Here is a 24,742-nt window from a genome sequence, read left to right as displayed (position 1 = left end):
GCCCTACGCCGCGCCCCGGCCGCTTGTCTTTGGCTTAGCTGTCCGATTCACTTGCTGCGTAAGAAGCTTCTCCCTGGTGCGGCCTTTTTCTTTACGCTTTACATGAAACGCTCTACTATTCCGCGGTTGCTGGCTGTGCTTGTGCTGGTCGTGCTGCTGGTGGTAGTGGGCACCGCCTGGCTGCTGGGCACCCGCTGGGGGCAGCGCCGGGTAGAAGCACTGGTGCGCGAGCGGGTAAGCCAGCACTCGGAACTGGTACTGGCGCCGTTTGACGTGCGCTTTTCCCTGTTGCGCGAGTTCCCGCACCTTACAGCCTCCCTGCACCACCTCAGCCTCACCGACACCTCCTACGGGCGCCGGGTGGAAGTACTGCGCGTGCGCCGGGCCGATGCCCGCCTGGAAGTCAGCAAGCTGTGGCGCGGGGAGTTCCGTGTGAGTCGGCTAACGGTGCGCGACGCGGCCTTCCGCCAGTACACCGATTCGGTAGGGCACGACTGGGGCCTGCGCGGCAAGGGCCCCCGCAAAGCCACCCCCGCCACCCCGCCCAGCTTCCAACTCGACTCCCTGATCCTGGTTAACGCGCATTTCCAGGACCGCAATGAGCTTCACCGCAGTGGCTTTGCCGCCTTGGTGCGCCGGGGCAGCCTTGCCGCTACGGTCTGGCACGGTGTGGCGCATACCAAAGGACGCTTGCAGGGGGAACTGCAATACTTGCGCAGTGGGCGCGGCAACCTGTTTGCGCAGGAGCCCATGGTAGCGTTAGTGCACTACAAGTATGCCTTCCGACAGCGCACCGGAACTTTTTTGAGCACCCGCGCCACGCTCAACGGCGACACCATCCGCTTGAGCGGCACCCACCAGGGGGCAGCCCCCGGCCAGCCCCGGGGCACCCAGCTAAACCTGCGCTTTGCCGGGCGCCAGCCCCTGCTGGAAGTGCTGCGCGTGGCCTTCCCTCCCGGCCTCGACCGGTTTCTGGAAAAAGCCCGCAGCCCCAGCCACGCCCAGATCTGGTACTCCATTCGGGGCCTGAGCGGCCCCACGGCCCGGCCGCGCACGGTTCTGCGGTTCGCCCTCCACAATGCGCAAGTGCAGTGGGCCGACTCGGCGCGGCGCATCCGGCGCTGGGATGCCCGCGGAGTGTTCGACAATGGTGTCAGTCACTCGCCCCGCACTACGTCCCTCACCTTCGAGAAATGCCGCTTGTATTCGCACGCCGGGGAGCTGTCGGCCCGCCTGACGGTGTACGACTTCACTCAGCCTCACTTGTACGGGCGGGTGCAGGGGCGCACGGAGTTGCAGACCCTGGCCAGTGTTTTGGTGCCTAGCCTATGGCGGGCCCGCCGGGGCGAGGCGGCGCTGGATCTGTACCTGAACGGCACTTTCCCGACAATTCCTAGCCGCGCTGCCCGCCAGGTCCGGCAGGTCGACGAAGAGCTGGCACCTATTGCCGCGCGTGGTACGGTGCGTCTGGAAGATGCTTCGTTTCTCATTCCGGGTCGGGGGGCCGATATCCGGCGCTTGAATGTACTGGTCCGGCTCCAGGACAGCCTCTGGCGCCTGGAAAACCTGACGGGCCAACTCAATGGCATGCAGGTGCAGGCCAATGCCACCACCCAGTATTTACTGGCGTATTTCAGCGGGCAGCACCCCACCACCAATATAACCGGCACGTTTCGGGTCAATGAATTGCGCCTGGCGGAGCTACGCCGCTTAGTGGCGCCCCCGGCTGCACGGCAGGGCATCCGGCCCCAAACGCGGGCCTTACGGCGTAAGCATCCGCAAGGGGTGGTTACGCGTGCCCTCAACTTTCTACCGCCGGGCTTGCGCCTGAACATCCAGCTCCAGTGTGGACGTCTGGTCCTGGCCACCGATACCTTGCAAAACCTGGCCGCCACCGTACGCCACAATGGCTACCGCGTGCAACTGGCCGATTTACGGGCCAAGGCCTGGGGCGGTGACTTGCAGGGCGCCGTGAGCTGGCCCACGGATATTACGCGCCCCCAGCCCGTGGCAGCACGGCTCACGGTACACTTCCGCCAGATGCAGTACACGCGGCTGTTGAGCCGCATCACGCAGCCGCCCCGGCGGGCAGTTAAAGCGCCCACCGACCCAACCCTCCGCGAGCTGCTTCTGGCTGCCAACGGTCAGGCCACGGCTACCATTGGGGCGCTGCTGCTGCCGGGTGGTGACCAGCTCACCAATTTGCAGCTACGTATCGACAAGAACGGGCCGGTATTTAGAGTACCCCGGCTAACGTTTCAGACGTCGACCGGGGGCACTGGCTTGCTGGCGGGTACGGCGCAGCTTCAGGGCAGCCGCCTGCTCTCGGCCAACGCCGACCTGGAGCTCCGCTACGCCACGCTTGATGTGCAGCACCTACTGCAACTGCTGGCTGCCCTAAGCACGGTGCCCGAGCCCGCCCCCGATTCCCTGCGCCGCCGGGGGCCGCGCCCGGCTTCCCGGCCTAAGCCATTTCTCGATGGTACGGTCACGGGTACGGTACGCGTGCTGGCCGATGATATCCGCTACGGGGCGCTGCGTGGCCGCCAACTTTCCTTGCGCAGCAGCCTGGAAGCAGGGCGGGTAGTTGTACACGAGTGTGGTCTGCAAGCCCTGGGCGGCGCCCTGCATTTGCGGGGCCAGCTGCAAACCCTGGTGACTGAACAAGGCCAGCTCCCGCTGCACACCCAGGTAAGGCTGCAGGACATTCAGCTGCCCGAGTTGTTTGGCCTGGCTTCTGAATTGGGACTTGATGTACTAAAGCCGGCCAACATCCGGGGCACGATGCGCAGCGAGGCTGATGTCCACACCCTGCTGGACGCGACGTTTCTGCCGCGCCTGGCTTCTACCCAGGCCTTTCTGCGCACGGACTTGCAGGGCCTGGAGCTCCTGAATGTGGAAGCCCTGATGCAAACCCTGAAAATGCTCCGCAAGCGCCGCACCAGTCACGTGTACTTTGAGCCCGTCCGCTCCCGGTTTATCCTGGATGGCAACCGCCTGCTCATTCCAAGCCTTAGCCTGAGCAGCAACCTCACAGATATGGCCGTGACTGGGGAATACACCCTCGACGGCCGGGCAGACTTGTTTGTGGGTTTGAGCCCGATGCAGACCCTGTTCGGCGACAACCGCCAGCGCGTCAGCCGGGTGCAAACCGGGGAAGCCGCTAAACGTCCCAGCCGCGGCCTCATCTACGTGCACCTCCGCCGCGCGCCCGGCAGCCGCTACCAGGTGCGGCCATTTCAGAAAAAAGCCCAGCGTCGCCAGCAGGCCGCCATCCTGGAGCAGTACCAGCAGCTGCTTCGGCAGCAACCTTTGGATACCACGCTGCAGCTCCTGCAGTAAGAAATAAACCCAAAAACAGGCCTCAGTACATCTTGGGCAGGTCGATGCCGCGAATCGTGCGGAACAGGCAGAGGGCGTTCTGATCGGTGAGGCCACCGATGTAGTCCGTCAGCAGGACAATTTGCTCGTAGGCCGTAGCGGACTGCTGAGGACCCACGGCGCGAAACTGCTCGGGCAGCAGCTGCAACAGCTTGCGGGACCGGGCACTGCTCTGCGGATCGAAGGTGGCATGCAAAAAGGCGTCGAGCAGCCCGGCCAGCACCTCAAAGCCGGCTGCCTCAATTTCCAGCACCGGCCGGCTCTGGTACAGATGCTCAACGGTGAGCCGGTGCATGAGCTGCAGCTGCTCCCAGCAGTCGAGCTGCTGAACCAGGGGCTCATCGGCGCGGCCGCGCAGCAGCTCCGGGGCCTGATCGGCGAAGCGCCGGGCTGTTTGCAGCACGAGGTGGTTGATGAGCCGGGCCCGCAGGTAGCCCAGTTCCTCCCGCCAGTCGCGCCACTCCAGGGAGCCCCGCCGGTCGGGCGCGTCGCCGAGCATTTCGCGCAGCAGGCGCAGGCCCGCTTTTCGCGGAATAAGACCCAGCTTCAGGCCGTCTTCAAAGTCGATGATGCGGTAGCAAAGATCATCGGCGGCTTCTACCAGGAAGGCCAGCGGATGTCGGTGAAAGAACCCCTCGGCCCCCTCAGCCGACTTGGCGAGCAACCCCAGCTCCCCGGCCATTTCCCGGAAGCGAGGAGCCTCGGTTTGAAAATAGCCGTGCTTTTTCTCGCTGGTGCCTTGGGGCCGGTTAGTCTCAGGTACCAGCGAGGGACGCGGGTATTTGGTGAAGGCGCCAAGCGTAGCGTAGGTAAGCCCCAGCCCGGAGGAGCCGCTGCTGTGGGCTGGATACGTGTGCGTCAGCACCCGAAATCCGGCGGCATTGCCCTCAAACTGCTGTAAATCGGCGCGCTGGGCAGCGTTGAGCACCCGCACAAAGGGCTCCGCCGCCCCGCTCCGGAAGTAAGCCGAAATGGCCGCCTCGCCACTGTGCCCAAAGGGCGGATTGCCGATGTCGTGGGCCAGGCAGGCGGCGGCCACAATGTCCCCAAAGTCACTGTCCAGATACGGCAGGCTTTGCCGGAGGCTTTCCGACTCTTCCAGCAGCAGGCGCCCACCCAACCGCCCCAGGGAGCGGCCCACGCAGGCCGTTTCGAGCGAGTGGGTAAGGCGCGTGTGCACGAAGTCGGTTTCGGGCAAAGGCATTACCTGGGTTTTGCGCTGCAGCCGCCGAAAGGACGAGCTGAACACCACCCGGTCGTAGTCGGCCACGAAGGCCCCGCGCACGGGCAGAGCATCCGTTACGACGTGCAGCTGCGGCTGCTCGGGGTAGCGGCGGCGGCTCAGCAGCTTCTCCCACGACATGGCGGGGGCAGCAGAGGAATCGGTCTGGAGGTGCATCATAACCCGCTCAAGGTACACTGCAACGAACAATTTGCCTTCCTGCGGCAGTTGGCGGCGAACCGGCTACGCGGCACGCAGCGGCTCATCATTTACCCGGCCCAGCAGGCCCACGGTGATGTAGCCCAACAGCAGGAAGGCCCCAAACAGCAGCGTAACGCCCCAGGTGCTGGGGTGCTGCCAGGGGTGCAGCAAGCGGTTCAGAATGTCGAAAAACAGGGTGAGCGGGTTGGTGATGATGTCCCAGCTATTAAAACGCAGGTAGCGCCCCAGGTACACGCCGAATGCGCTGAGCAGCAAGGCCACCGCCGCAAAGCTCCACCCGGCCCACCAGCCGAGGCGGCGCGTGACCAGCATTTGCATGTCCGTCAGGGAGGCATACGCCAGCATGAGCCCATTCCAGGCGCAGGTCAGAATCAGCGCCAGATCATACCAGTAAGGCACGCCGGCGCGGGGCTCCAGGTGAAAAAGGTCGGTGAGGATGTAGGGCGCATTGGGGAAAAACAGCAGCCATACCGCTCCTACCGGCAGCAGTACCCGCGCTTTAAGCCGGCCATGCGTGAGACGTAGCAGCGTGCTCAGCCCAAAGGGAATCAGGGCTAGAAACAGGTTCCAGAGGAGAAAGACGAACGTGATTTTTTGGGTAATGAACACCCGAAACGTAATGAGTACCACGCTCAGCGCCAGGGAGGCGCCCAGCACTAGCAGCAGGTTAAGGCGCTGCCGCAGCTGGGGCTGAGCCATGGACAGGAAAGTAAGGGAGGCCGTCATGCCCCTAAGTAGCGTAATCTTTTGGAGCTACGCCAACGGCTGCCAGCTTTCTACCCGGGCAGCCCGGCAAAATACCCGGTGGCGGCAGCGTTTACCGGGTAGCTCAATGGTTCTGCCGACGTAGCCCTTCCCCGTCACAACTACGTACCTTTGCGCGAGGAGGCGCGCTGGTTGCGGCTCCGTGGTACTCCCGCCTAATCTTCTGGCTCCTCGATTTTATGAGGTCTTCCTATGCTTTACTGATTGCGCTGCTGTGCGCGGCCTTGGGACCAACACCCCGTGCCCAAGCTCAGCAGACGCCCGTGAAAAAGCCGGCACCCGCAGGCAGCACGTCGCCGGCAAAACCGGTTACGACGGCCCCTACACCCGCCGCGAAACCCACCTCGGCCCCAACGTCGCCCAAGCCCAGTGGCCCGCCCCTGCCCGCTAACTTGGGCTCGGTAGACTTTGGCACGCGCTACAAGAATGGCAAGCTGCTCATCGACCAGACGCGCTATGAGCTGGCTATGCAGGAGCTGCAGCCCCTTACCGTGCCCACTACCAGGTTCGACCGCGCCCCCGAAGCCGCCTACCTCTACGCGGTAGCCGCCAGCCGGCTGAAAAAGTGGGCGGAAGCCGAACAGATGCTGAACCTGCTGCGCAACCGGTTTTCGCAGTGGCCGTCCCTAGCCGACGCCCTTTTCCTGCAAGGGCAGCTTTCCTTCGAGCAGGGGGATTTTGACAATGCCCTGCGCGTGCTGGCCCAGCTTCCTCCGGACCGCCTCGTGGCCGAGCGGGAATACATGAAAGCCCAGTACCTGCCCCGCGTCAAGGACAAGGCCACCTTTCAGAAGCTAATTCAGGATTTTCCGCAGGATGCCTCCCTGGCCCGCGCCTACGCCGACAAGCTGGCCAACGGCGGCTGGTACACCGATGCCGACCGCGCTCAGCTTGATCAGCTCATCACCCAGTTTTCGCTTGACCGCACCCGCTACACGCCTCGCCGGGCAATCAAGAAAAGCTCCTACAACATTGCCATACTGCTGCCCTTCGAGCTGAATGACACCAGCTGGGAAACCCGCCGCAAAAACCAGTTTGTCACCGATTTATACGCGGGCCTGCGCCTGGCCCAGGATTCCCTGCAGCGCGAAGGCCGGCCCGTGCAGCTGTTTGCCTACGATACCGGCGCCGATACGCTTCAGCTCAAGCAGGTGCTGGCCCAGCCGGAACTGGCCGGCATGGATATGATTATTGGGCCGGTGTATAAGTCGGGCAGTAAAATCCTGGCCCGCTACGCCCAGCAAAAGCAGATTGTCACGGTAAATCCGCTTTCCCAGGATGGGGACCTGGTTCTGGACAACGCCTGGCACTACCTGTACGAGCCCAGCACGGCCACCCAGGCTCGCCAAGCCGCCCAGTTTGCCTACAACCGCCTGGGCGGGCCCCGCACGGCCGTGGTGCTCTACGAAGACACTAAAGACGAGGCGACCTTTGGGCTGGCCTACAAACAGGCCTACGAAGCCCTGGGCGGCAAAGTGCTGCAACTGCGGCGCATCAACTCCGACTTGGAAGAGTCGCTGGCTGCAGGCTTTGCGGGCGTTGACCTCAAAACGCTGGGCCACCTGGTTGTGGCCTCCGATGGCAAGCAGGCGGGCGCCTATACTTTCACCGCCATGAAAGCCCAGGATGCCCGCACGCCGCTGCTCACTTACGCATCCTGGATAGAAAACAACCGCGTAGCGCTAAGTCAGCTCGATGCGCGCGACGTGTACTTTGTGCAGCCCAAGTACCTGGACAAAGCCAACCCGGGCGTGCGACGCTTCCGCCAGCTGTATACGCAGCGCCAGAATTTACCGCCTTCGGTTTTCGCCTTTTCCGGCTTTGAGCTGTTGTATTACTTCGGTACCCAACTGCACCAATATGGGCCTGCTTTCCAGCAGCAGCTGGCCAACGGCGGGCCGGTTTCGGGCACGTTGTTCCAAGGCATCGGCTACCCCGGCGGCGCCCACGATAATCAGTACGTTCCCATCACCAAGCTTGAGCGACTGGAAGTGGAAGTGCTGAACCCCGTTGATGGCCGCTAGCGGCTGTAAATCCGTGCCCGTTGCCTGCACTTGTTGCAGGGTTTCTTGTTAGTTGATTGGCTTATTCCCATCCGTGGGTAGCCGTTCGTCGTTTTGCCCAACCTTTTTGTATGTCACAGTCTCTGCCTTCTGCTCCCGCCCTCACGCTTTCTACCAGCGACGCCCTTTTCACCCGCGCCAAAAACCACATACCCGGCGGCGTAAACTCCCCAGTGCGGGCCTTCCGGGCCGTGGGCGGGCACCCCGTGTTCATGCAATCGGCCAAAGGGGCTTGGCTGACGGATGTGGACGGCAACCAGTACCTGGACTTCATCAACTCCTGGGGGCCCATGATCCTGGGCCATGCACCAGATTTGGTGCTGAACGCAGTGCAGGCTGCCGTGCACGGCTCCTTATCGTTTGGCGCGCCTACCCGCCGCGAGGTAGAAATGGCCGAGCTGATCAAGCAGATGGTGCCCAGCATTGAGAAAGTACGGCTGGTAAATTCGGGTACGGAAGCCACGATGTCTGCCATCCGGGTAGCCCGCGGCTATACCGGCCGGGACAAGATCATCAAGTTTGAAGGCTGCTACCACGGCCACGGCGACTCCTTCCTGATTGCCGCCGGCTCTGGTGCCCTCACCCTGGGTGCCCCCGATTCGCCGGGCGTAACCCAGGGAGTGGCTCAGGATACGCTCACTGTGCCTTATAACGATGTGGTGGCCGTAGAGCAGATTCTTGCCGCCAATCCAGGTCAGATAGCCGCCCTTATTCTGGAGCCTGTAGTGGGCAACATGGGCCTGGTGGCGCCGCAGGAAGGCTACCTGCAAGCCCTGCGCGCGCTGTGCACCCAGCACGGCATCGTGCTTATCTTCGATGAGGTAATGACGGGCTTCCGCCTGGCCCGCGGCGGTGCCCAGGAGTTGTACGGCATCACCCCCGACATGACGACGCTCGGCAAAATCATTGGAGGGGGTATGCCCGTGGGTGCCTACGGGGGCCGGCAGGACATCATGGATAATGTGGCCCCGGCCGGGAAAGTATACCAGGCCGGTACCCTGTCTGGCAACCCCATTGCTACGGCTGCCGGCATTGCCCAACTTACCTACCTCAACGAGCACCCCGAGCTCTACACCGAACTCAACCGCATTACCACGCGCATTGCCGACGGCACCCGCCAGATTTGCGCCGACCTAGGCCTAAACTACACGGTAAACCAAGTGGGCTCCATGTTCAGCGTGTTCTTCACCAGCCAGCCCGTCACCGACCTAGAATCGGCGAAAACGTCCGACACAGAAGCCTTCGGCCGGTATTTCCGGGCCATGCTGCACCGGGGTATCTACCTGGCACCCGCCCAATACGAGGCGCTGTTCGTGAGCACGGCTATTACCGACGAGTACGTAGACCTCTACCTGACAGCTTGCCGCGAATCCATGCGCGAGGCGCATGGCCTGGGGGAATAGACCGTTGCAGCGCGCGTGCTACTACAACACCTTGCCTTACGTGGCATAGCGGGGTTAATAACGGGCTATGACTTCGCCCACTGTTTGGTCTGGATAGCAGTGGGCTTGAATCCCGGCTTCATTTCACCCAAGCAACGCGTCAGTAGCACCTTGCGCCCGCATTAGCACATGAGCACATTATAACCGACCTTTGCGGCGAAACTCCTCTCCTTCTATGCCCCGACTTCGCCAGCTGCTCCTGCTTTTCGTGCTGCTGTGGCTCGCCGGGCCGGCCACCCTGCTGGCCCAAACCGAAACGCCGGCCGCCGCCAATAAGCGTCTGTTCGACCGCACCGTGGACGAGCTGAATTTCCGTACCATGGAAACGGTGTACGACCGGTCGTTTACGCGGCGCAAGTTTCCCGTTACGCTCCGCACGGCCAAAGCGCGGCGGGAGTTCGACGATTTTGCCGACCGCAGTGACCTCAAAACGCTGTTTCATAACTACAACGGCGTATCGGAACGCTACAAAGGCCGCTTTGGTAAGGGGCGTACGGATTTGGTGGAGTTCGAAAAGCAGCTGAACTCCATTCTCATCGACCGCAACTTTGAGTTTTTTATCCGGGTGCTGCCGCGCGATGAGCGGGTAGCTCTGATTCGCGCTTTGCAGCGCGTCATCAAGCAGGGTACCGCTCAGTTCAATGCCTCCGAAGACCCCGAGCCCGCAGCCCTGGCCGCCGATGGGGCCGCCGTACCCCCGGCCGACGTGGATGCGGAAGCTCCCCTTGCCTCGCCGATTGAAGACCCGGCGCCCGAGCCGGAAACCGTAGCGCCCACCACGGCAAGTCGCACCGGGGCGCTTACCAGCAATGCTGCCCCCGAAGCCGGTGTACCCTCACGCTACGGACTCCTCGATTATCTTTCCTTCCTGATGGCCGCCGCCGCTTTAGGCCTGACGCTGCGCCTGACGTTGGTAACGGTGCCCGAACTGCAGCGCCGCCTCGACGGTGCGTACGAGCCGCAGGCAGATGATGATTTGGAGGAAGATGCGCCCGAAGCTGCTTTTTCGCCGGTGAAACGCCGGGCAGGCCTGCCCGAAGACCGTTACGAAGACGGTGACGACTCCTAGACTGCACTTTCCGACTAAACCGCATGATTCTTACCGACCAGCAGATCCTCGCTGAAATTGAGCAGGGCAACATCGTCATTGAGCCCTACGACCGAGCTTGCCTCGGCACCAATTCCTACGACGTACACTTGGGCCGCTACCTGGCTACCTACCGCGACGCCGTGCTGGATGCGCGTAAGCACAACGAAATCGACGTATTTGAAATTCCGGCCGAAGGCTTCGTCCTCCAACCGGGCACCCTCTACTTGGGCGTGACGGAGGAATACACCGAAAGCCATGCCCACGTCCCCTTCCTGGAAGGCAAGAGCAGCGTCGGGCGCCTGGGCATCGATATTCACGCCACTGCCGGCAAGGGAGATATCGGCTTCTGCAATACCTGGACGCTGGAAATAAGCGTGTCGATGCCGGTGCGGGTGTACCACCTAATGCCGGTAGGCCAACTGATCTACTTTACCGTGCAAGGCAACGTGGAGAACTTCTACAACCGCAAGCCCAACGCCAAGTACAACGAGCGGACGGTAAAGCCGGTGGAATCGATGATGTGGAAAAACCAGTTTTAGCGCTTCTTTATCCCCAGTTAAAAGTGCTGTCTGTGCTACCACAGGCAGCACTTTTTGCTTTCCGATAAACTCCCTGGCACAGTTTTTCGTTAGGGAATGGCATAGCCTGCGGGCAGCGGCAGTTTTTCTGGTGCTCGTAGTTGCTGTTTACTTACCCCGTTAACGAACCCAGACCATGCGACATACACTTGCTTTTACGGCCCTGTTGCTGGCTTCGGTAGCTACCGCAGCGCAGGCTCAACAAACCAACCAGCTTGCTGTTAGCCGGGATAAAACGCAGGCCTCGCCCCGCCTGAACCCAGCAGTAACCCAACGGGCCGACCGCCTCTCCGACCAAATGGTGCGCCAGCTCCGGCTTAACGGCTACCAGGCTTCCCGCTTGCGGGCCATCAACGAAGACAAAGTAGCCAAGATGGCGGCCATTGAGCAAAAGCACGCCGGCAACTCCCAGCTGATTGATCAGCAATGCCAAGGCGTCTGCAAAGAGCGGGACAAGGAACTGCAGGCCATTCTTAGTACCGATCAGTACAGCTCATACTACGGCTCCCGCGCCTCGTTCTATAAGTACGATAAGGACTATGCCGCTACGGCGGCTAATACGCGTTTCGTGAACTCCGTCCAGAATCCGGCACCGGCGGGTAGTAAAGGCGCTGTGCTGGCTCCGGCGAGTGAAACACCCCCTACCAAGCCAGCCAGTACCCGAGCCCGTGGCCGTTAGGGTCCATACACCTTTGTTTATAACAAAAGGCCCCTCCTGACTTCGTAAGGAGGGGCCTTTTTACGTTGATCTATTTCTGCTTTTTCTGTTCTTCTTCCAGATGGTTCATTAGTTCGCGGCATAAGTCGCGCATCTTGGTAGCCATCACGGAGTCGTTGGTGGCCGTAACGATGCTCTCTGCCATGGCTCCGATGGTATCCACGTAGAAATGCTTCATTTCGTCAACGGGCATTTCTTTGGTCCAGAGGTCTATCTTCATAGTACCGCGTTCGTCTCGGTCCCACAAGGCAATGTTGATGGCCTTGGCAAAGTGAATATCGGGGCCGGCATCAGTAGCCTGCCAACTGATGGCTTCGGGCACTTTCTGGTCGTCGAGGGCAATGCTGAAGCGAATTTCAGATTTTTTCATGGTTGGATAGTTAGATGGCTGAATGGCTACATCCGTAAGTAGTAGCCTCTCAAACAAGAAAAGGCACAACCGCTACATAAGCGAAATGGCTGGCCGCTAGCACGACCAACCATTTAACTCGCTAGCAAGTAAGCCATTAAAAACTTACACGTAGTTGTTCAGCATCACCGGCATTACCAGCATCAGGATGCTTTCGTTGTCGTCGGCAATGGTGGGCATGAGCAGGCCGGCCCGGTTGGGCGTGCTCAACTCCAGCGTAATTTCTTCGGAGTCGATGTTCGACAGCATTTCGATCAGGAACTTCGCGTTGAAGCCAATTTCCATATCCTCGCCGTCGTATTGGCAGGCCAGCTTTTCGTTGGCTTCATTGGAGAAGTCCAGGTCCTCGGCCGAAACCGTCAGTTCGGAGCCTGCCAGGCGGAACCGCACTTGGTGCGTGGTTTTGTTGGAGTAGATGGCAATCCGCTTAACCGAGTTGAGCAGCGCCGCGCGGTCGATGATGAGCTTGTTGGGGTTGCTCACCGGAATTACGTTTTCGTAGTCGGGGTACCGCTCATCAATCAGGCGGCACACCAGGCGCATCTGGTTGAAGGAGAAGAAGGCGTTGGAGTGGTTGAACTCTACGCGCACCGTGGTAGCCTCGGAGGGCAAGGCGTTTTTGAGTAGGTTAAAGGCTTTGCGCGGCACAATGAGGTTAGCCGTTTGGCCAGCACCCACATCCTGGCGGCGGTAGCGCAGCAGGCGGTGTCCGTCCGTCGCCACAAAGGTCACCTGGCTGTCGGCCAACTGAATAAGCACCCCGGTCATGGCTGGGCGCAGCTCGTCGGTGCTAACGGCGAAGATGGTTTTGTTGATAGCGCGCGACAGCGAGGACGAAGGAATTTCGATGGGTGCCGAGCCTTTCACTACGGGTACCCGGGGAAAGTCGGTAGCGTTTTCGCCGGCCAGCTTGTAGCGCCCGTTGGCCGAGCTGATTTCGATGGTATACGTTTCCTCGTCCAACGTGAAGGTCACGGGCTGGTCGGGCAGATTTTTGAGCGTATCGAGCAGGATGCGAGCGGGAGCGGCAATGCGGCCACTTTCGCGGGCTTCCACCGGCAGCTCGGTTATCATGCTGGTTTCCAGGTCCGAGGCCGTAATAGTCAGCTTGCTTTCTTCAATCTCGAAGAGGAAGTTCTCCAGAATGGGTACTACGGGGTTGTTCGTAACCACGCCATTGATGCTCTGTAGCTGCTTGAGCAAGGCGGAAGACGAGACGATGAACTTCATATGGCGGGCGGTTGTCGGGCGTTTTTGGAAGAGGACAAAGATAGGAAACCGCCACCGGGTTTGCTACGCGCTGCTAAGCCTATTCTGCCTTCGTTGCGGCCCTCCGTAAGCTTACCGACGCCCAACCGCAGCGCGGCCTCGCCGATGCGCCGCCCCAGGCCTGAACTACATGAGCTTTGCCTTAATCCAAGGCTGGAACCGGCGCTCCAGCAGGTAACCCAAGGCAAATACGACGACTAAGTAAATGGCTACGCGCGCTGTAAAAGTGAAGCCGCTGCCACTGAAGTAGTCTATTTCATTGAAAAGCATAAGAATGGGAAAGTGAATAATATATATCCCGTAGGAAACACTGCCCAACCCATATACTTTTTTCAGCATAGCATTTCCAATGTCATTGAATTCGTGCTGAAACAAATAAATCAAGATAGAAGCTACGTACAGCAACCCAGGTATATAGAGCGTATTAAGCAAGTGTTCCTGCAGAATTTTCCCCGATACCACATATACTACCAAGTATAGGCCTGGAATGACAAATGAAAGTCGTTCCATTAGCAGCATACCTTTAAACGAACGGTTGGTAAAGTTCATGATTAACGGCAGGCAAAATATCAGGTAGCTTAAATCCGACAAAGAAATAGCACGCTGGAAAAAGGATGGAACTTCATGTTCCGTAAAATCCAGGCCCGTGCGCTCAATAAAGCTGGCTACCAGATTAAGCCGTTCGTAACTGAGCATAAGCACGAGCATAGCCAGCAAAGCTCCGTAATTGATAGGCGTGTTTTCGCGTGGCATTTTAGCAATAGCCACCCCAATAAACCAGAAACAAGCGCCGTAGCTGTAAGAAACTACGGAAGACGCCATTGGCCCCTGGCAGATTCGGCTAATCAGGCCGAGTAATAGGAAAATCAGCGCTGCGCGCAGCGGATTTATTTTATAGGTAGAAAGAACCAGAAACAGAACATAATAGACAATTTCATAGCTCAACGACCATAAAGGCAAGTTATAATGTAATACCGGGGCCATAGCCACTTGCCCGAACATCAGGTGCCAGGCAATATTCTGATAAGAATAATACAGATTACACGCAGCCGATATAAGAATGGTGAGGACTATAGCCACTATATACAGTGGATAAAGTCGCACCAAGCGTTTTTTCAAATACTCATACCGCAGCGTATTCGTTGAAATGGGGTTTTGGTTGGTAAGGCCAATCACGTAGCCCGACAAAATAAAAAATACAATAACACTTAAATGCCCGGGCGGAGTAAACTGCAGAATACCCTGCATTCGATAAGCCGGATCTAAATGAAAGTCGCGGGAAAAAACGTGCGCCAATACAACCACAAAAGCAGCCAGTCCCCGGAGACTTTCCAGCTGGTAGTCAAAAATCGGGGCAACTTGCTTTTTTTCTGCAGCGGAAAAATTCATGTAATCTGTTTTACTGAACACTAAACCAACCTCTCAAGTCTATCCTTCGATAAAGGATGCGTAACGCCGCCGGCGCAGCCAGGCCCGCCCGAGCCCGAACAACGCCAGCATCAGTAAGGGAATTCCAATATTCAGCAACTGCCAGCGGCGCTTCTCCTCGTTTACTTTCACCTTGTCCAGGGGCCGCAGGGTTATTTCCTTGCTACGAACGGCAATGAGGCCGGTTTCATCCAGCAGAAAATCAGCCGCATTTTGTACCAATTCCCGGTTGGCAAACTCGGTAGTAGCCAGTCGGTCGTAGCCCAGGCGCAGGGGGCGGTTGGTTTTGGTATCCACATCGTTGCGCACAAAGTCCCCATCCGACACGACTAGTACCTTGCCTGGCTGGGCCTGCGGCGACTGAGGGGGCTGAAACTGCGTGGTCCCGGGCTTGGTGCGGTTGGCAAACAGCGAACTAAACTGACCTTCCAGCAGGTAACCCACAGGCTTGGGACCCGCCGTGTACAGCTTGGGGTCGGGTGGCAGGCGGGCATCGTTGAGGTTGATAGGCACTGGCGCCGGTAGCACCCGGGAATAGCGCGAAGTGAAAAACAGCGGCGTTTTACGAATTCCGCGGGCCTTTACGGTGTCGATGGTTCCCGCAAACTTCAGGTACACCGCGTCGAGGTTGCGCGTGATGGGGTGCGGGCTAAAGGCGTTGACGATGGGGTAAAACTGCCAGGGCATAGGCTCCACCTGGGGCTTGTTGCCCGTCATGCCCGTTACCAGCGGGATAAGGCCGGAGTTCAGGTCAAGCACCAGGTCCCCGTTCAGCCGCACGCCGTACTTGAAGAGTAGGTCGTTCAGGTTCAGCTCCTGGGGGAAAGACAGCATACCACCCCGGTTGGCGCTGTCGAGGTTTACCCGCATCTGATCCACAAAAAACATGGCCCTACCACCCTGGGTGATGTACTCATCCAGCTTGAATTTCTCCTCCTCGGTGTACGGCCGCTGGGGCTTGGCTACAATCACCGCCGCCAGCGGTTTGAGGCTGGGCACCTTGCTCAGATCCACGCGGTACACGTTGTAGTCGCGCTGCAGTGTCCCGATCATATCGGCCATCTGCAGGTTATCCAGTTCGCCGTGGCCTTCCACTATGCCAATGATGCGGCGCTGATTGGGCTGCAGCCGCCGGATGGCGCTGGCCAATTCATATTCCAGCCCTTCAATGCTTTGGTTCAGACGCACATCGGGCGGAGCGGCCTGGTTGCCGCGCAGGAGCAGTACGTTCTGCTCCCGGTTGCCAACCGTGATGGTAGCCCAGGGGAAAATAATCTTCTCGACGCGCTTCCCGTTTTCGTTGGCACCTAGGTTGGTCGGCTGCAGCCCTTTCTGCATCAGGCGCTGAAACTCTTTGTTGCGGGCTTCCTCGGAGGCCGCCGCCGACGGGTCAACAAACACGTAGCGCAGCTTGGAGCCCGACTGCAGCTGCATTTCATCCAGCGTTTCGCGCGTAGCCTGCGCCAAGCGGCGAAAAGCCGGTGGGAAGTCCCCGGCCAGATACACGGTTACCGTTACGGGCTCGGGCATCTTGCTCAGTAGTTGCTGGGTAGCCGCCGACATGCTGTAGCGCTTGTCCTCCGTCAGATCGAGGCGAAAGAAAAATTGCTGGGCCAGAAAGTTGAGCACGAGCAAGGCCAGGGCAAACAAGCCAAAGCGCAGCAAGTCGCGCTGTTTGCGGGGAGTAGGAAAAATCGGAGCGGGTTGTTCCATGCGGGTTGTCAGTTGACGGTGGTCAGTTGACAGAAGAAAAAGCTTACCAGGTGCGGCTGCGCAGCACGAGGCGCGTGGCAGCCAGCATCAGGGCAACGATGGAAAAGAAATAGAGCAGGTCGCGGGAGTCTACCAGGCCCTTGCTCATGTCGCGGTAGTGAGCGGCAATGCCAAACTGTCCAATGTAGTAGGCCGGGGCGCCATCAAACAGCGAAGCCACCGAATCGAACCCGGAGTACACCAGGAAGCAGCCCACCACGGCCACCAGAAAAGCAATGATCTGGTCCCGCGTGAGGGCGGAGGCCAATACGCCAATGGCCGCAAACACCGCGGCCAGCAGCGCCAGCCCCAGAAAGGAACCCGCAAACGCCGCCGAGTCAATATTGCCGACGGGGTTGCCCAGTTGGTACACCGAGTAGTAATAGAGTAGCGTGGGCACCAGGGCCAGCAGGGCCAGCAGCAGGCAGGCCAGGTACTTCCCTCCTACCAGCTGCCCGTCGGTGAGCGGGCGAGTGAGCAGCAATTCAATAGTGCCCGCTTTCTTCTCTTCCGCGAACGTGCGCATGCAGATGGCCGGAATCAGGAACAGGAATATCCAGGGAGCCAGGTTGAACAGCGTCTGCAGGTCGGCAAACCCGTAGTCGAGCACCGAGGAGTCGGGGAATACCCACACGAACAGCCCAGTTGCGACCAGGAACACGCCAATGACCACATAAGCCACGGGGGAGTTGAGGAAGGCATTAAATTCTTTGCGAAGTATGGCGAACATCGACGTTGATGTACTGGTGAGAGAAAAAGACCACGTGTCATCCTGAGCGGAGCGAAGGACCTTATCACGCTAAAACGACTTCTTTCAGGCGTGACAAGGTCCTTCGCTCTGCTCAGGATGACACCGGATTTTGCGTGGTCAGCTGTTGGAACACCTGCTCCAGCGACTGTTCTTCCTGGCGTAGGCCCAGCAGAACCCAGCCTTGTTCGGCGGCCAGGCGGGAAATGGCACCTCGTTGGTCGGCGGTACCTGCCACGCGGATGCGCCAAACGTTGCCAGGTCCCGGCTCAGTCGATTTTACCCCGGGCAGCAACTGCAGCTTTGCCGGGTCAATTTGCCCTTCAAACTCGGCCCGAATGATTGTTTCGCCCTGAGCCAACGCGCCCAGCTCCCGCACGGGCGAGTCGGCCACCAACTGCCCCCGGCTGATGATAACTACCCGGTCGCAGAGGGCCTGCACTTCGGGCAGAATATGGGTGCTGAAGATGACCGTCTTGTCCTGACCCAGCTCACGAATCAGCTGGCGGATTTCCCCAATCTGATTGGGGTCGAGGCCCGTGGTGGGTTCATCCAGAATCAGGACCTGCGGGTCGTGCACCAAGGACTGCGCCAAGCCGACCCGCTGCCGATACCCTTTGGAAAGGGCCCCAATCAGCTTGTTCTGCTCGCGCGTGAGGCCTACCCGGCTAATCAGTTCTTTTACCCGCTCCCGCAGGCTTTTCCCCGAAAGCCCATGCACCCGGCCAATAAATTCCAGGTATTCGTGCACGTACATGTCCAGGTATAGCGGGTTGTGCTCGGGCAGGTAGCCCACGCGCCGCCGCACTTCCAGTGGGCTTTCTACCACGTCGAACCCGGCTACGCGCACCGAGCCGCTGCTGGGTGGCAGGTAGCCGGTGGCAATTTTCATGGTGGTGCTTTTGCCGGCCCCGTTTGGCCCCAGAAAGCCCAGAATTTCGCCTTTACCCGCCGTAAAGCTGATGTTATCGACGGCGGCCTGCGTACCAAAAAGCTTGGTCAGCTGTTGTATTTCTACCATGTCTGTTCAGAGCAGCTCGGAGTCTGTTCGGGGCAGCTTTGTCCAGCTGGATTCCGCTGCTACTTTAAAAGTCTGGAAAAGAGGACCCATATCAGTTATCAAATCCTGCTAGGATATTCCACGCGCTTAATCGGTAAACGAAAAGCCCGCCTGTGCTGTCATCCTTATTTCCCTGGCTGTAGGGGGCGCAGGTCTATTTCTGATACCAGAACGCGCAACGGCGTCTCCAGCGTATGCACAATGGCCCCGGCTACGTCCTCGGCCTGCACCTTATAAGGGTTGAAGCCCGGTCCTTCCACCGTCTTGCCGCCGAAGCTGGTTTCCACGGAGCCAGGATTCAGGCAGGTGACTTTGATACCGAACTGGCGTACCTCCTTGAACAAAGCCTCCGAAAAGCCACGCACCGCAAACTTAGAAGCGCAGTAACCGGCCATATTTTCGCTGCCCACCGTGCCGGCCAACGAGGCTACGTTGATGATATGTCCCAGCTGCTGGCGCTTCATGGCGGGCAGTACGGCTTTGGTGCAGTAGAAGGTGCCGTGCACGTTGGTATCGAACATAGCCAGCCAGTCTTCGGAGGAAAACCCATCCGTGGCTCCCATGATGCCTAGACCGGCGTTATTTATCAGCACGTGGCAGTCCTCCCCCACGGCCAGCTTGGTAGCTGCGGCCGCCAGGGCTACTGATTCCTCCCGGCGCACATCACAGCTAATAAAATGGAACCGCTCGTGCTGCAGACTCTTGGGGGCGCTACGGCTCCAGCCTACCACAATGGCTCCGCGGGCCAGCAGCAACTCGGCCGTGGCCTGCCCAATGCCTTTGCTGACGCCCGTAACAATGGCTACCTTGCCGTTCAGGTCCATAGAAATAGCTTGTTTGGATGGCGTTTGATGTTCATTTGGGGCCGCAAGATAGAGCCTTACAACTGCTTTGGCGGTGGTGGCTCCTGCTGGTCGCGGCGGGCACCCTCACTACCTGCGGCCCCGACCACGAGTTGGACTGCCTGAAAAGCACTGGCCCCGTAGAAACTACGCACCGGGAGCTACCGGCGTTCCACACCTTCACGGTGTATGATAACGTGGACGTAATCATTGTCCCCGACAGCCGCTTTTTCGCCGAAGTACGCACGGGCCGCAACCTGCAGGAAGACTTGGAACTGCGCGTACAAGACAGCGCCCTGGTGATTGAGAATACCAGCCGCTGCAACTGGGTGCGCCGCTACGATGTGCCCCGGGAAGTACGGCTGCACCTGCCTTCCGTGGTTAATATCTACCAGCGCGGGGAAAACAGCATCCGCACGGCAAGCTCGCTGCGCACCGATGCCCTATTTTGCCACCTGATAGGTGCCGGCGACGTGGACCTAGAAGTAGACTGCCGCTATCTGGCGCTCAGCCAGTACGAGCTGGGCGACATCCGCCTGCGCGGGCGCACCGATGAGCTGCATTTCACCTTGGGCGGCCTGGGCCGGCTTTTCGCGCAGGAGCTAACTACTACCGACTGCTATTTTCAAACCAACCACGACAGCGGCGGCGACGCCCATGTGCGGGCGTCGCGCCTGATTGGTGGCCGGCACGCGGGCGCGGGCACGCTATTTTATGCCGGTCAGCCCGCCGCCGTTGACATTTCCGTTACGGGTAAAGGAAAGGCTATACCCGAGTAGAAACCTGACGCTTCTTAAATGTCGCCTAGCTGCGGGCGCATCAGCAGCTCTTCGACTACCGCCTGGGGCGAAAGGGAATAAGCAGCAAATATCGACTCGGCTACGTCCTGGGGGCGCATAAACCGCTCAGCGGGCAGGTCGGCGCCTTCCCAGCTGGCCGTGAGGGTGGCCCCGGGCAATATGGCCGTTACCCGGATGTTGTGCTCCTGCAGCTCAGCACGTAGCACCTTCGTCATGCCGTAGAGCGCAAACTTCGCCACGCAGTAGGAGCCGCCATTGGTGTAGGCCGTGATGCTGGCCGTAGAGCAAAGCATAAAAATATGGCCGTGGCGCCGCGCTATCATCTCCGGGAGCAACCCCTGCGTCACGTCGTAGGCGCTGTATAGGTTTACGTCAATCATGCGGCGGAGCTGGGAGCCGTCGGCGGGCTCGTCCTGCAGGCGGCCGGGCTCGAAACCACCCGTATTGTTTACCAACACCTCTACCTCCCCTTCCAGCTCACGCACAAACTCCACGAAGCGCCGGGCATCGTCGGCCTGGCTCAGGTCGGCGGCCAGAGTATACACCGGCGTTTCGGGGTAGCGCTGCCCCAGCTCACTGCTGAGGGCCAGCAGGTCGGTAGCCGACCGGGCACAGGTGACGACCCGCATCCCGGCTTGCAGAAAACGCTCCACTACGGCGCGGCCAATTCCTTTGGTGCCACCGGTCACCACGATTAATTTTTGCATTCCTTTGCTTGTTGAATCTGGTTTTACGTATGCCTGCCCAAACCGCCTTACTCCTGTTGGGGTTGCGCCCGGGCGGGCTCCGCAAGTTTTCGTATTTCTGCTACACTTTCGCTCTGTATGGTCAAAACCTTTGGCGAATTCATTCTCTTCCTGCAAAGCATGCTCACGCGCACCGAGCGCCTGAAAGTGCTGTGGCAGCGCACCCTCGATGAGGCCATCCTCATTGGCATCGACTCCATCTTCATCGTGATGATTGTGTCGGCGTTTATCGGGGCTGTTACCTGCGTGCAGATTGCCTATAACCTGACCAATCCGCTTATCCCGAAGAGCACCATTGGCTACATGGTACGGGAAATGACCATTCTGGAGCTGGCACCTACCATTACGAGCATCGTGCTGGCCGGCAAAGTAGGCTCCAGCATTGCGGGCGGGCTGGGCACCATGCGCATCACGGAGCAAGTAGATGCCCTAGAGGTAATGGGCATTAACTCGGCTTCCTACCTGGTGCTGCCCAAGATTATTGCCGCCCTGCTAATGTTTCCGCTGCTGGTGATTCTGGCTATGGGCTTGTCTATCCTGGGCGGCTATTTGGCCGGTACACTTTCCGGCGCCATGTCGGCCCCGGAATACGTAGAAGGCATCCGCACCGACTTTATTCCCTACAACATTGCCTTCGCCCTGATCAAATCGGTGGTATTCGCGTTTCTGGTATCGGCTATTTCGGCGTATAAGGGCTACTTTACCAAAGGCGGTGCCTTGGAAGTGGGGGCTGCCAGCACGGGGGCTGTTACCAACTCCATCATTGCCATCCTGCTGGCCGACTACGTGCTAGCCGCTGTCCTGCTCTAATTAAGCGTAATGATTGAAGTTCATAACATTCAGAAAGCTTTTGACGGCAACCAGGTGCTCAAGGGCATCACGTGCACTTTTGCCAGTGGCCAGTGCAACTTGGTGTTGGGCGGCTCGGGTACTGGCAAAAGCGTGTTGTTGCAGTGCATCGTGGGATTGATGAAGCCCGATATTGGCAGCATCACCTTTGATGGCACCACCTTCACCAACAACAAGGTTCAGATCCGGCAGGAAATCCGCCGCAAGATCGGGATGCTCTTTCAGGGCTCGGCCTTGTTTGACTCCATGACGGTGTTCGAAAACACGGAATTCCCCCTGAAGATGCTCACGCCTAGCATGAGCCGGGAAGAACGGCGCGACCGGGTGGAGTTTTGCCTGAAGCGCGTAGGCCTCGAAAACGCCGGCAGCAAAATGCCTTCCGAAATATCCGGGGGCATGAAAAAGCGCGTGGGCATTGCCCGCGCCATTGCGCCCAACTGTACCTATCTGTTCTGCGACGAGCCCAACTCCGGCCTGGACCCGGCCACCAGCATCAAGATTGACGAGCTGATTTACGAAATCACTCATGAATACAACATCACCACCGTCGTCATTACCCACGACATGAACTCGGTGGTAGAAATTGGCGACCATATCATCTTTATGCACAAGGGCCTCAAGCTTTGGGATGGCACCAAAGATGAGATTCTGGGGGCTAAGGTTCCTGAGCTGCGGGAGTTCATCTTCAGCAGCAGCTTGGTGCGGGCCGCCAAGAAAGTAGATGATGCCACCGAGGGAGGATTAGAAGCCTTGGCTAGTGAGCCGTTATCGGAGGTATGATAAGTAATGGGCTAATGAATAAGGTGCTGAGGTGCTAATAACCTTTTCCTATTAGCACCTCAGCACCTTATTCATTAGCCCCTCCTCCTACTACCAGTTCTGCCGCTGCCGCAGGCTGGTGATGTGGGCCAGGTGATGCCGCCCATGCCAGGCATAAGTTGCCAATGCCTGATCCAGGGAAACCTCCTGCTTGGATCCGGGGTGATAAAACCGACGGGACCACTGCTCATGGGAAAGCTGCCGCATCAGGTTCACCCACCGAATGTGAAGCGCCTCCAACAAAGCCAAAGATACCGCCACGGGTGTTGCTGCTACATCGGGCAGTTCGGCCCAGGCCGCCTCGTCGTAGGGCCGAACGGTGGGCAATTCTTCGGTAAGCGCCAGCCGCATCCGGGTGTAGGCATTCATATGCGAATCGGGCAGATGGTGTAGTACCTGGCGTACCGTCCAGCCCCCGGGGCGGTAAGGCGTGTCTAGGTGTTCAGCCTGCAGGCCCGCTACGGCCGCGCGCACTTGGTCGGGCAGTACGGCAATCTGGGCCAGCAGGGCCAGGCGGCGCCCTTCCGTGAGTGGTTCCGGGGAGATTTCAGCGTGCCCAATGGGATAACGCAAATCGGCTTCGGGTATGGTAAGCATAAAGGGCGGAATGTGAGGGAGAGGTTGGGAGAGCAAGCAAAGCTTAAACGGCTGGTATTTACCGTTCAGCTTTACCCGGGTAAAAGTAGAAAACGGTTTCTTCGCAGGAAGAAACCGTTTTCTGGGCACTTATGAATTTCGTTTGTTGAGCTCGTCTCTGATTTTAGCGGCCTTTTCGTAGTCTTCACGCTCCAGAGCCTGGGAAAGCATTTTGGTGAGCTCTTCTAAAGGCACCTGCCCGCTGGGCTCCCGGGGCGCAGTTGGCTCCGGACGGGCCGGCCCGCCGGTATCTTCATCGTCCTCGTCCTCGTCTTCATCGTCCGTATCCTCGGCATTTTCATCCAGATCCGACAAGATGATACCGGCCTCGCTCAGCACGCTTTCGACCGTGTAGATGGGTACGCCAAACCGCAGGCCAATGGCAATAGCGTCGGAAGGACGGGCATCCAGCTCAAACGTGGTTGCGCCGTCCGAGCACACGATTTTAGAGTAGAATACGCCTTCCTTCAGATCGGAAATCATGACTTCCAGGATGGCGACGTGTACCTGCTCGGCAAACGACTTGAATAGGTCGTGGGTAAGGGGCCGGTTAGGGTTGATTTTCTCAATCTGGATGGCGATGCTCTGGGCCTCAAACATGCCAATGATGATGGGCAGGCGCCGGTTACCGGTTTTCTCTCCCAGAATCAGGGCAAACGAGCCAGATTGCGACTGGCTGGAGGAAAGGCCCAGAATTTCGAGCTGGATTTTTTTCAAGGGAATAAGGACTTGGAGCTTGGAGGCTTACGAATTCAAGGCTTGCCGCCGCAAAGAAACGAAGACTTTGCACACCTGATGTACGGAGCAAAAAACGGTTAGGGTCTTGGGGACACGGCTTTTTCAAACCCTGTTCCCAAGACCCTACGCTTTTCCTTTTGCTTAGTTCAGCTCTTTTACGGCTTGCGTCAGCTTCGGCAGTACGTCGAATACGTCGCCTACAATGCCGTAGTCGGCTGCTTTGAAGAACGGAGCCTCCGGATCTTTATTGATGACCACGATGACCTTGCTGGAGTTTACCCCGGCCAGGTGCTGGATAGCGCCGGAAATACCGCAGGCAATGTACAGGTTCGGCGACACAGTTATGCCCGTCTGACCCACGTGCTCGTGGTGAGGGCGCCAGTCTACGTCCGATACGGGCTTGGAGCAGGCCGTAGCCGCCCCCAGCGCCTTGGCCAGATCCTCAATGAGGTTCCAGTTTTCGGGGCCCTTCATGCCACGGCCACCCGATACCACACGGTCGGCCTCCGGCAGCAGAATGCCACCGGCCTGATCCTGCATAACTACTTGCTTAGGCGCATCGGCAAAGTCGGTATCAGCAAGCTGAGCCGAGAAAGCCTCTACCGTGGCTGTTTTGCCAGCTTCATGCTGGGCCTCAATCGAGTTTTTCTTGACGGCAATGATTTTCCGGTCACCGCCGAGCACTACTTCTGCAAAGGCTTTGCCCGAGAAAGCACCGCGCTTCACGGTGAACTGGCCACCGTCGTTTTTGGGCAGCTCCACCACGTTGGTGGCCAGGCTGGCCTGCAGGCGCACCGCCAGGCGCGAGCCTACCGCGGCGCCGATGTTGGAGTTAGCCAGCACAATAACGGTCGACTCCTCTTTCTGAGCAGCCGTAGCAATGAGCTTGGTGTAAGCACCGTTCACGAAATCCTTCAGGCGGGGCTCGGCGTCGTACAGCACCTTGCTGATGCCTTGCTCGCCGAGCTGGGTCAGGCTGGCCTCCGAAGCTTCGCCTACGGCTACGGCCGTAGCGGTGGTGCCCAATAGCTGCGCTACCTGGCTACCATACGAAGCCACTTCCAGCGAAGACTTTTTCACTTCGCCTTTATCACATTCAACGACTACTAGAACTGACATGTCTTTGATTTTTTGTTTTGGGTTCTTGGTTTTGGGTATTGCTCAG

Annotated in this window: 22 protein-coding genes; 9 read left to right on the top strand and 13 right to left on the bottom strand. The window is 59.0% G+C overall.

The window, feature by feature from the left end; translation table 11 throughout:
- Nucleotides 1-102: 102 nt before the first annotated feature.
- Nucleotides 103-3,342: an AsmA-like C-terminal region-containing protein gene (locus HER32_RS18325; RefSeq protein WP_168682928.1), complete on the top strand. Its 3,240-nt coding sequence runs from the start codon at nucleotides 103-105 to the stop codon at nucleotides 3,340-3,342.
- A gap of 22 nt (nucleotides 3,343-3,364) precedes the next feature.
- On the opposite strand, the gene dgt is transcribed toward HER32_RS18325, so the two are convergent.
- A complete protein-coding gene (gene dgt / locus HER32_RS18320; protein ID WP_168682927.1) occupies nucleotides 3,365-4,783 on the bottom strand; it encodes a dGTP triphosphohydrolase in 1,419 nt (472 codons plus the stop codon).
- A gap of 63 nt (nucleotides 4,784-4,846) precedes the next feature.
- The gene (locus HER32_RS18315; RefSeq protein ID WP_168682926.1) at nucleotides 4,847-5,551 is read right to left on the bottom strand and encodes a DUF1361 domain-containing protein; all 705 of its coding nucleotides are present in this window, start codon (nucleotides 5,549-5,551) and stop codon (nucleotides 4,847-4,849) included.
- A 218-nt stretch (nucleotides 5,552-5,769) separates the two neighbouring features.
- Between HER32_RS18315 and HER32_RS18310 the strand changes: the two genes are divergently transcribed.
- From HER32_RS18310 to HER32_RS18290, 5 genes are all read left to right on the top strand, one after another.
- Nucleotides 5,770-7,614, top strand: coding sequence for an ABC transporter substrate-binding protein (locus tag HER32_RS18310; protein ID WP_168682925.1), 1,845 nt, complete (start codon nucleotides 5,770-5,772; stop codon nucleotides 7,612-7,614).
- Nucleotides 7,615-7,724: 110 nt separating this feature from the next.
- Nucleotides 7,725-9,056: a glutamate-1-semialdehyde 2,1-aminomutase gene (hemL, locus tag HER32_RS18305; RefSeq protein ID WP_168682924.1), complete on the top strand. Its 1,332-nt coding sequence runs from the start codon at nucleotides 7,725-7,727 to the stop codon at nucleotides 9,054-9,056.
- Nucleotides 9,057-9,270: 214 nt separating this feature from the next.
- On the top strand, nucleotides 9,271-10,164 hold the full coding sequence (locus HER32_RS18300) for a hypothetical protein (protein ID WP_168682923.1): 894 nt from the start codon (nucleotides 9,271-9,273) through the stop codon (nucleotides 10,162-10,164).
- Nucleotides 10,165-10,187: 23 nt separating this feature from the next.
- On the top strand, nucleotides 10,188-10,724 hold the full coding sequence (gene dcd / locus HER32_RS18295) for a dCTP deaminase (protein WP_149070582.1): 537 nt from the start codon (nucleotides 10,188-10,190) through the stop codon (nucleotides 10,722-10,724).
- Nucleotides 10,725-10,899: 175 nt separating this feature from the next.
- Nucleotides 10,900-11,442 (top strand): hypothetical protein, encoded by a 543-nt coding sequence (locus tag HER32_RS18290; protein ID WP_168682922.1) that lies wholly within the window; start codon nucleotides 10,900-10,902, stop codon nucleotides 11,440-11,442.
- Nucleotides 11,443-11,512: 70 nt separating this feature from the next.
- Here the strand turns inward: HER32_RS18290 and gldC are convergent, their stop codons facing one another.
- From gldC to HER32_RS18255, 7 genes are all read right to left on the bottom strand, one after another.
- Nucleotides 11,513-11,851: a gliding motility protein GldC gene (gldC, locus tag HER32_RS18285; protein ID WP_149070580.1), complete on the bottom strand. Its 339-nt coding sequence runs from the start codon at nucleotides 11,849-11,851 to the stop codon at nucleotides 11,513-11,515.
- Nucleotides 11,852-11,995: 144 nt separating this feature from the next.
- Nucleotides 11,996-13,120 carry a DNA polymerase III subunit beta gene (gene dnaN, locus HER32_RS18280; RefSeq protein WP_168682921.1) on the bottom strand — a complete coding sequence of 375 codons (1,125 nt, stop codon included), beginning with the start codon at nucleotides 13,118-13,120 and terminating at the stop codon, nucleotides 11,996-11,998.
- 165 nt (nucleotides 13,121-13,285) lie between these two features.
- Nucleotides 13,286-14,548 (bottom strand): acyltransferase family protein, encoded by a 1,263-nt coding sequence (locus HER32_RS18275; RefSeq protein ID WP_168682920.1) that lies wholly within the window; start codon nucleotides 14,546-14,548, stop codon nucleotides 13,286-13,288.
- Between the two features lie 39 nt (nucleotides 14,549-14,587).
- A complete protein-coding gene (gene gldG / locus HER32_RS18270) occupies nucleotides 14,588-16,300 on the bottom strand; it encodes a gliding motility-associated ABC transporter substrate-binding protein GldG (RefSeq protein ID WP_168682919.1) in 1,713 nt (570 codons plus the stop codon).
- A 43-nt stretch (nucleotides 16,301-16,343) separates the two neighbouring features.
- A complete protein-coding gene (gene gldF / locus HER32_RS18265) occupies nucleotides 16,344-17,069 on the bottom strand; it encodes a gliding motility-associated ABC transporter permease subunit GldF (RefSeq protein ID WP_168682918.1) in 726 nt (241 codons plus the stop codon).
- Between the two features lie 112 nt (nucleotides 17,070-17,181).
- Nucleotides 17,182-18,108 (bottom strand): gliding motility-associated ABC transporter ATP-binding subunit GldA, encoded by a 927-nt coding sequence (gene gldA / locus HER32_RS18260; RefSeq protein ID WP_168682917.1) that lies wholly within the window; start codon nucleotides 18,106-18,108, stop codon nucleotides 17,182-17,184.
- A gap of 164 nt (nucleotides 18,109-18,272) precedes the next feature.
- Nucleotides 18,273-18,971: an SDR family oxidoreductase gene (locus HER32_RS18255; RefSeq protein WP_168682916.1), complete on the bottom strand. Its 699-nt coding sequence runs from the start codon at nucleotides 18,969-18,971 to the stop codon at nucleotides 18,273-18,275.
- Between the two features lie 17 nt (nucleotides 18,972-18,988).
- Here HER32_RS18255 and HER32_RS18250 point away from each other — a divergent pair, with 17 nt between their 5' ends.
- Nucleotides 18,989-19,768 (top strand): GIN domain-containing protein, encoded by a 780-nt coding sequence (locus tag HER32_RS18250; protein ID WP_168682915.1) that lies wholly within the window; start codon nucleotides 18,989-18,991, stop codon nucleotides 19,766-19,768.
- A gap of 14 nt (nucleotides 19,769-19,782) precedes the next feature.
- On the opposite strand, the gene HER32_RS18245 is transcribed toward HER32_RS18250, so the two are convergent.
- Complete coding sequence (locus HER32_RS18245) at nucleotides 19,783-20,496, bottom strand: SDR family oxidoreductase (RefSeq protein ID WP_149070571.1); 714 nt, start codon at nucleotides 20,494-20,496, stop codon at nucleotides 19,783-19,785.
- 117 nt (nucleotides 20,497-20,613) lie between these two features.
- Between HER32_RS18245 and HER32_RS18240 the strand changes: the two genes are divergently transcribed.
- Together HER32_RS18240 and HER32_RS18235 are read left to right on the top strand one after the other, a co-directional pair.
- Nucleotides 20,614-21,345, top strand: coding sequence for an MlaE family ABC transporter permease (locus HER32_RS18240; RefSeq protein ID WP_149070570.1), 732 nt, complete (start codon nucleotides 20,614-20,616; stop codon nucleotides 21,343-21,345).
- A 9-nt stretch (nucleotides 21,346-21,354) separates the two neighbouring features.
- Nucleotides 21,355-22,164, top strand: coding sequence for an ABC transporter ATP-binding protein (locus HER32_RS18235; protein ID WP_149070569.1), 810 nt, complete (start codon nucleotides 21,355-21,357; stop codon nucleotides 22,162-22,164).
- Between the two features lie 90 nt (nucleotides 22,165-22,254).
- Here the strand turns inward: HER32_RS18235 and HER32_RS18230 are convergent, their stop codons facing one another.
- The 3 genes from HER32_RS18230 to HER32_RS18220 form a co-directional block, all read right to left on the bottom strand.
- Complete coding sequence (locus HER32_RS18230; protein WP_168682914.1) at nucleotides 22,255-22,800, bottom strand: YfiT family bacillithiol transferase; 546 nt, start codon at nucleotides 22,798-22,800, stop codon at nucleotides 22,255-22,257.
- 129 nt (nucleotides 22,801-22,929) lie between these two features.
- Nucleotides 22,930-23,556: a bifunctional nuclease family protein gene (locus HER32_RS18225; RefSeq protein ID WP_168682913.1), complete on the bottom strand. Its 627-nt coding sequence runs from the start codon at nucleotides 23,554-23,556 to the stop codon at nucleotides 22,930-22,932.
- A 162-nt stretch (nucleotides 23,557-23,718) separates the two neighbouring features.
- On the bottom strand, nucleotides 23,719-24,696 hold the full coding sequence (locus HER32_RS18220) for an electron transfer flavoprotein subunit alpha/FixB family protein (RefSeq protein ID WP_168682912.1): 978 nt from the start codon (nucleotides 24,694-24,696) through the stop codon (nucleotides 23,719-23,721).
- Between the last annotated feature and the right edge of the window lie 46 nt (nucleotides 24,697-24,742).

The sequence above is a fragment of the Hymenobacter sp. BT18 genome, from assembly GCF_012273015.1.
GTDB classification, from domain to species: Bacteria; Bacteroidota; Bacteroidia; order Cytophagales; family Hymenobacteraceae; genus Hymenobacter; species Hymenobacter lutimineralis.
This window is presented reverse-complemented; position numbering and strand designations above follow the sequence as displayed.

Bases quoted from the DNA above. Each gene is read 5' to 3' on its own strand.
- dgt (WP_168682927.1), bottom strand. From the start codon at position 4,783: ATGATGCACCTCCAGACCGATTCCTCTGCTGCCCCCGCCATGTCGTGG.
- HER32_RS18230 (WP_168682914.1), bottom strand. From the start codon at position 22,800: ATGCTTACCATACCCGAAGCCGATTTGCGTTATCCCATTGGGCACGCT.
- HER32_RS18315 (WP_168682926.1), bottom strand. From the start codon at position 5,551: ATGACGGCCTCCCTTACTTTCCTGTCCATGGCTCAGCCCCAGCTGCGG.
- HER32_RS18245 (WP_149070571.1), bottom strand. From the start codon at position 20,496: ATGCAAAAATTAATCGTGGTGACCGGTGGCACCAAAGGAATTGGCCGC.
- gldA (WP_168682917.1), bottom strand. From the start codon at position 18,108: ATGGTAGAAATACAACAGCTGACCAAGCTTTTTGGTACGCAGGCCGCC.
- HER32_RS18255 (WP_168682916.1), bottom strand. From the start codon at position 18,971: ATGGACCTGAACGGCAAGGTAGCCATTGTTACGGGCGTCAGCAAAGGC.
- dcd (WP_149070582.1), top strand. From the start codon at position 10,188: ATGATTCTTACCGACCAGCAGATCCTCGCTGAAATTGAGCAGGGCAAC.
- HER32_RS18220 (WP_168682912.1), bottom strand. From the start codon at position 24,696: ATGTCAGTTCTAGTAGTCGTTGAATGTGATAAAGGCGAAGTGAAAAAG.
- gldG (WP_168682919.1), bottom strand. From the start codon at position 16,300: ATGGAACAACCCGCTCCGATTTTTCCTACTCCCCGCAAACAGCGCGAC.
- gldF (WP_168682918.1), bottom strand. From the start codon at position 17,069: ATGTTCGCCATACTTCGCAAAGAATTTAATGCCTTCCTCAACTCCCCC.
- dnaN (WP_168682921.1), bottom strand. From the start codon at position 13,120: ATGAAGTTCATCGTCTCGTCTTCCGCCTTGCTCAAGCAGCTACAGAGC.
- HER32_RS18325 (WP_168682928.1), top strand. From the start codon at position 103: ATGAAACGCTCTACTATTCCGCGGTTGCTGGCTGTGCTTGTGCTGGTC.
- HER32_RS18240 (WP_149070570.1), top strand. From the start codon at position 20,614: ATGGTCAAAACCTTTGGCGAATTCATTCTCTTCCTGCAAAGCATGCTC.
- HER32_RS18250 (WP_168682915.1), top strand. From the start codon at position 18,989: ATGGCGTTTGATGTTCATTTGGGGCCGCAAGATAGAGCCTTACAACTG.
- HER32_RS18310 (WP_168682925.1), top strand. From the start codon at position 5,770: ATGAGGTCTTCCTATGCTTTACTGATTGCGCTGCTGTGCGCGGCCTTG.
- HER32_RS18275 (WP_168682920.1), bottom strand. From the start codon at position 14,548: ATGAATTTTTCCGCTGCAGAAAAAAAGCAAGTTGCCCCGATTTTTGAC.
- gldC (WP_149070580.1), bottom strand. From the start codon at position 11,851: ATGAAAAAATCTGAAATTCGCTTCAGCATTGCCCTCGACGACCAGAAA.
- hemL (WP_168682924.1), top strand. From the start codon at position 7,725: ATGTCACAGTCTCTGCCTTCTGCTCCCGCCCTCACGCTTTCTACCAGC.
- HER32_RS18235 (WP_149070569.1), top strand. From the start codon at position 21,355: ATGATTGAAGTTCATAACATTCAGAAAGCTTTTGACGGCAACCAGGTG.
- HER32_RS18300 (WP_168682923.1), top strand. From the start codon at position 9,271: ATGCCCCGACTTCGCCAGCTGCTCCTGCTTTTCGTGCTGCTGTGGCTC.
- HER32_RS18290 (WP_168682922.1), top strand. From the start codon at position 10,900: ATGCGACATACACTTGCTTTTACGGCCCTGTTGCTGGCTTCGGTAGCT.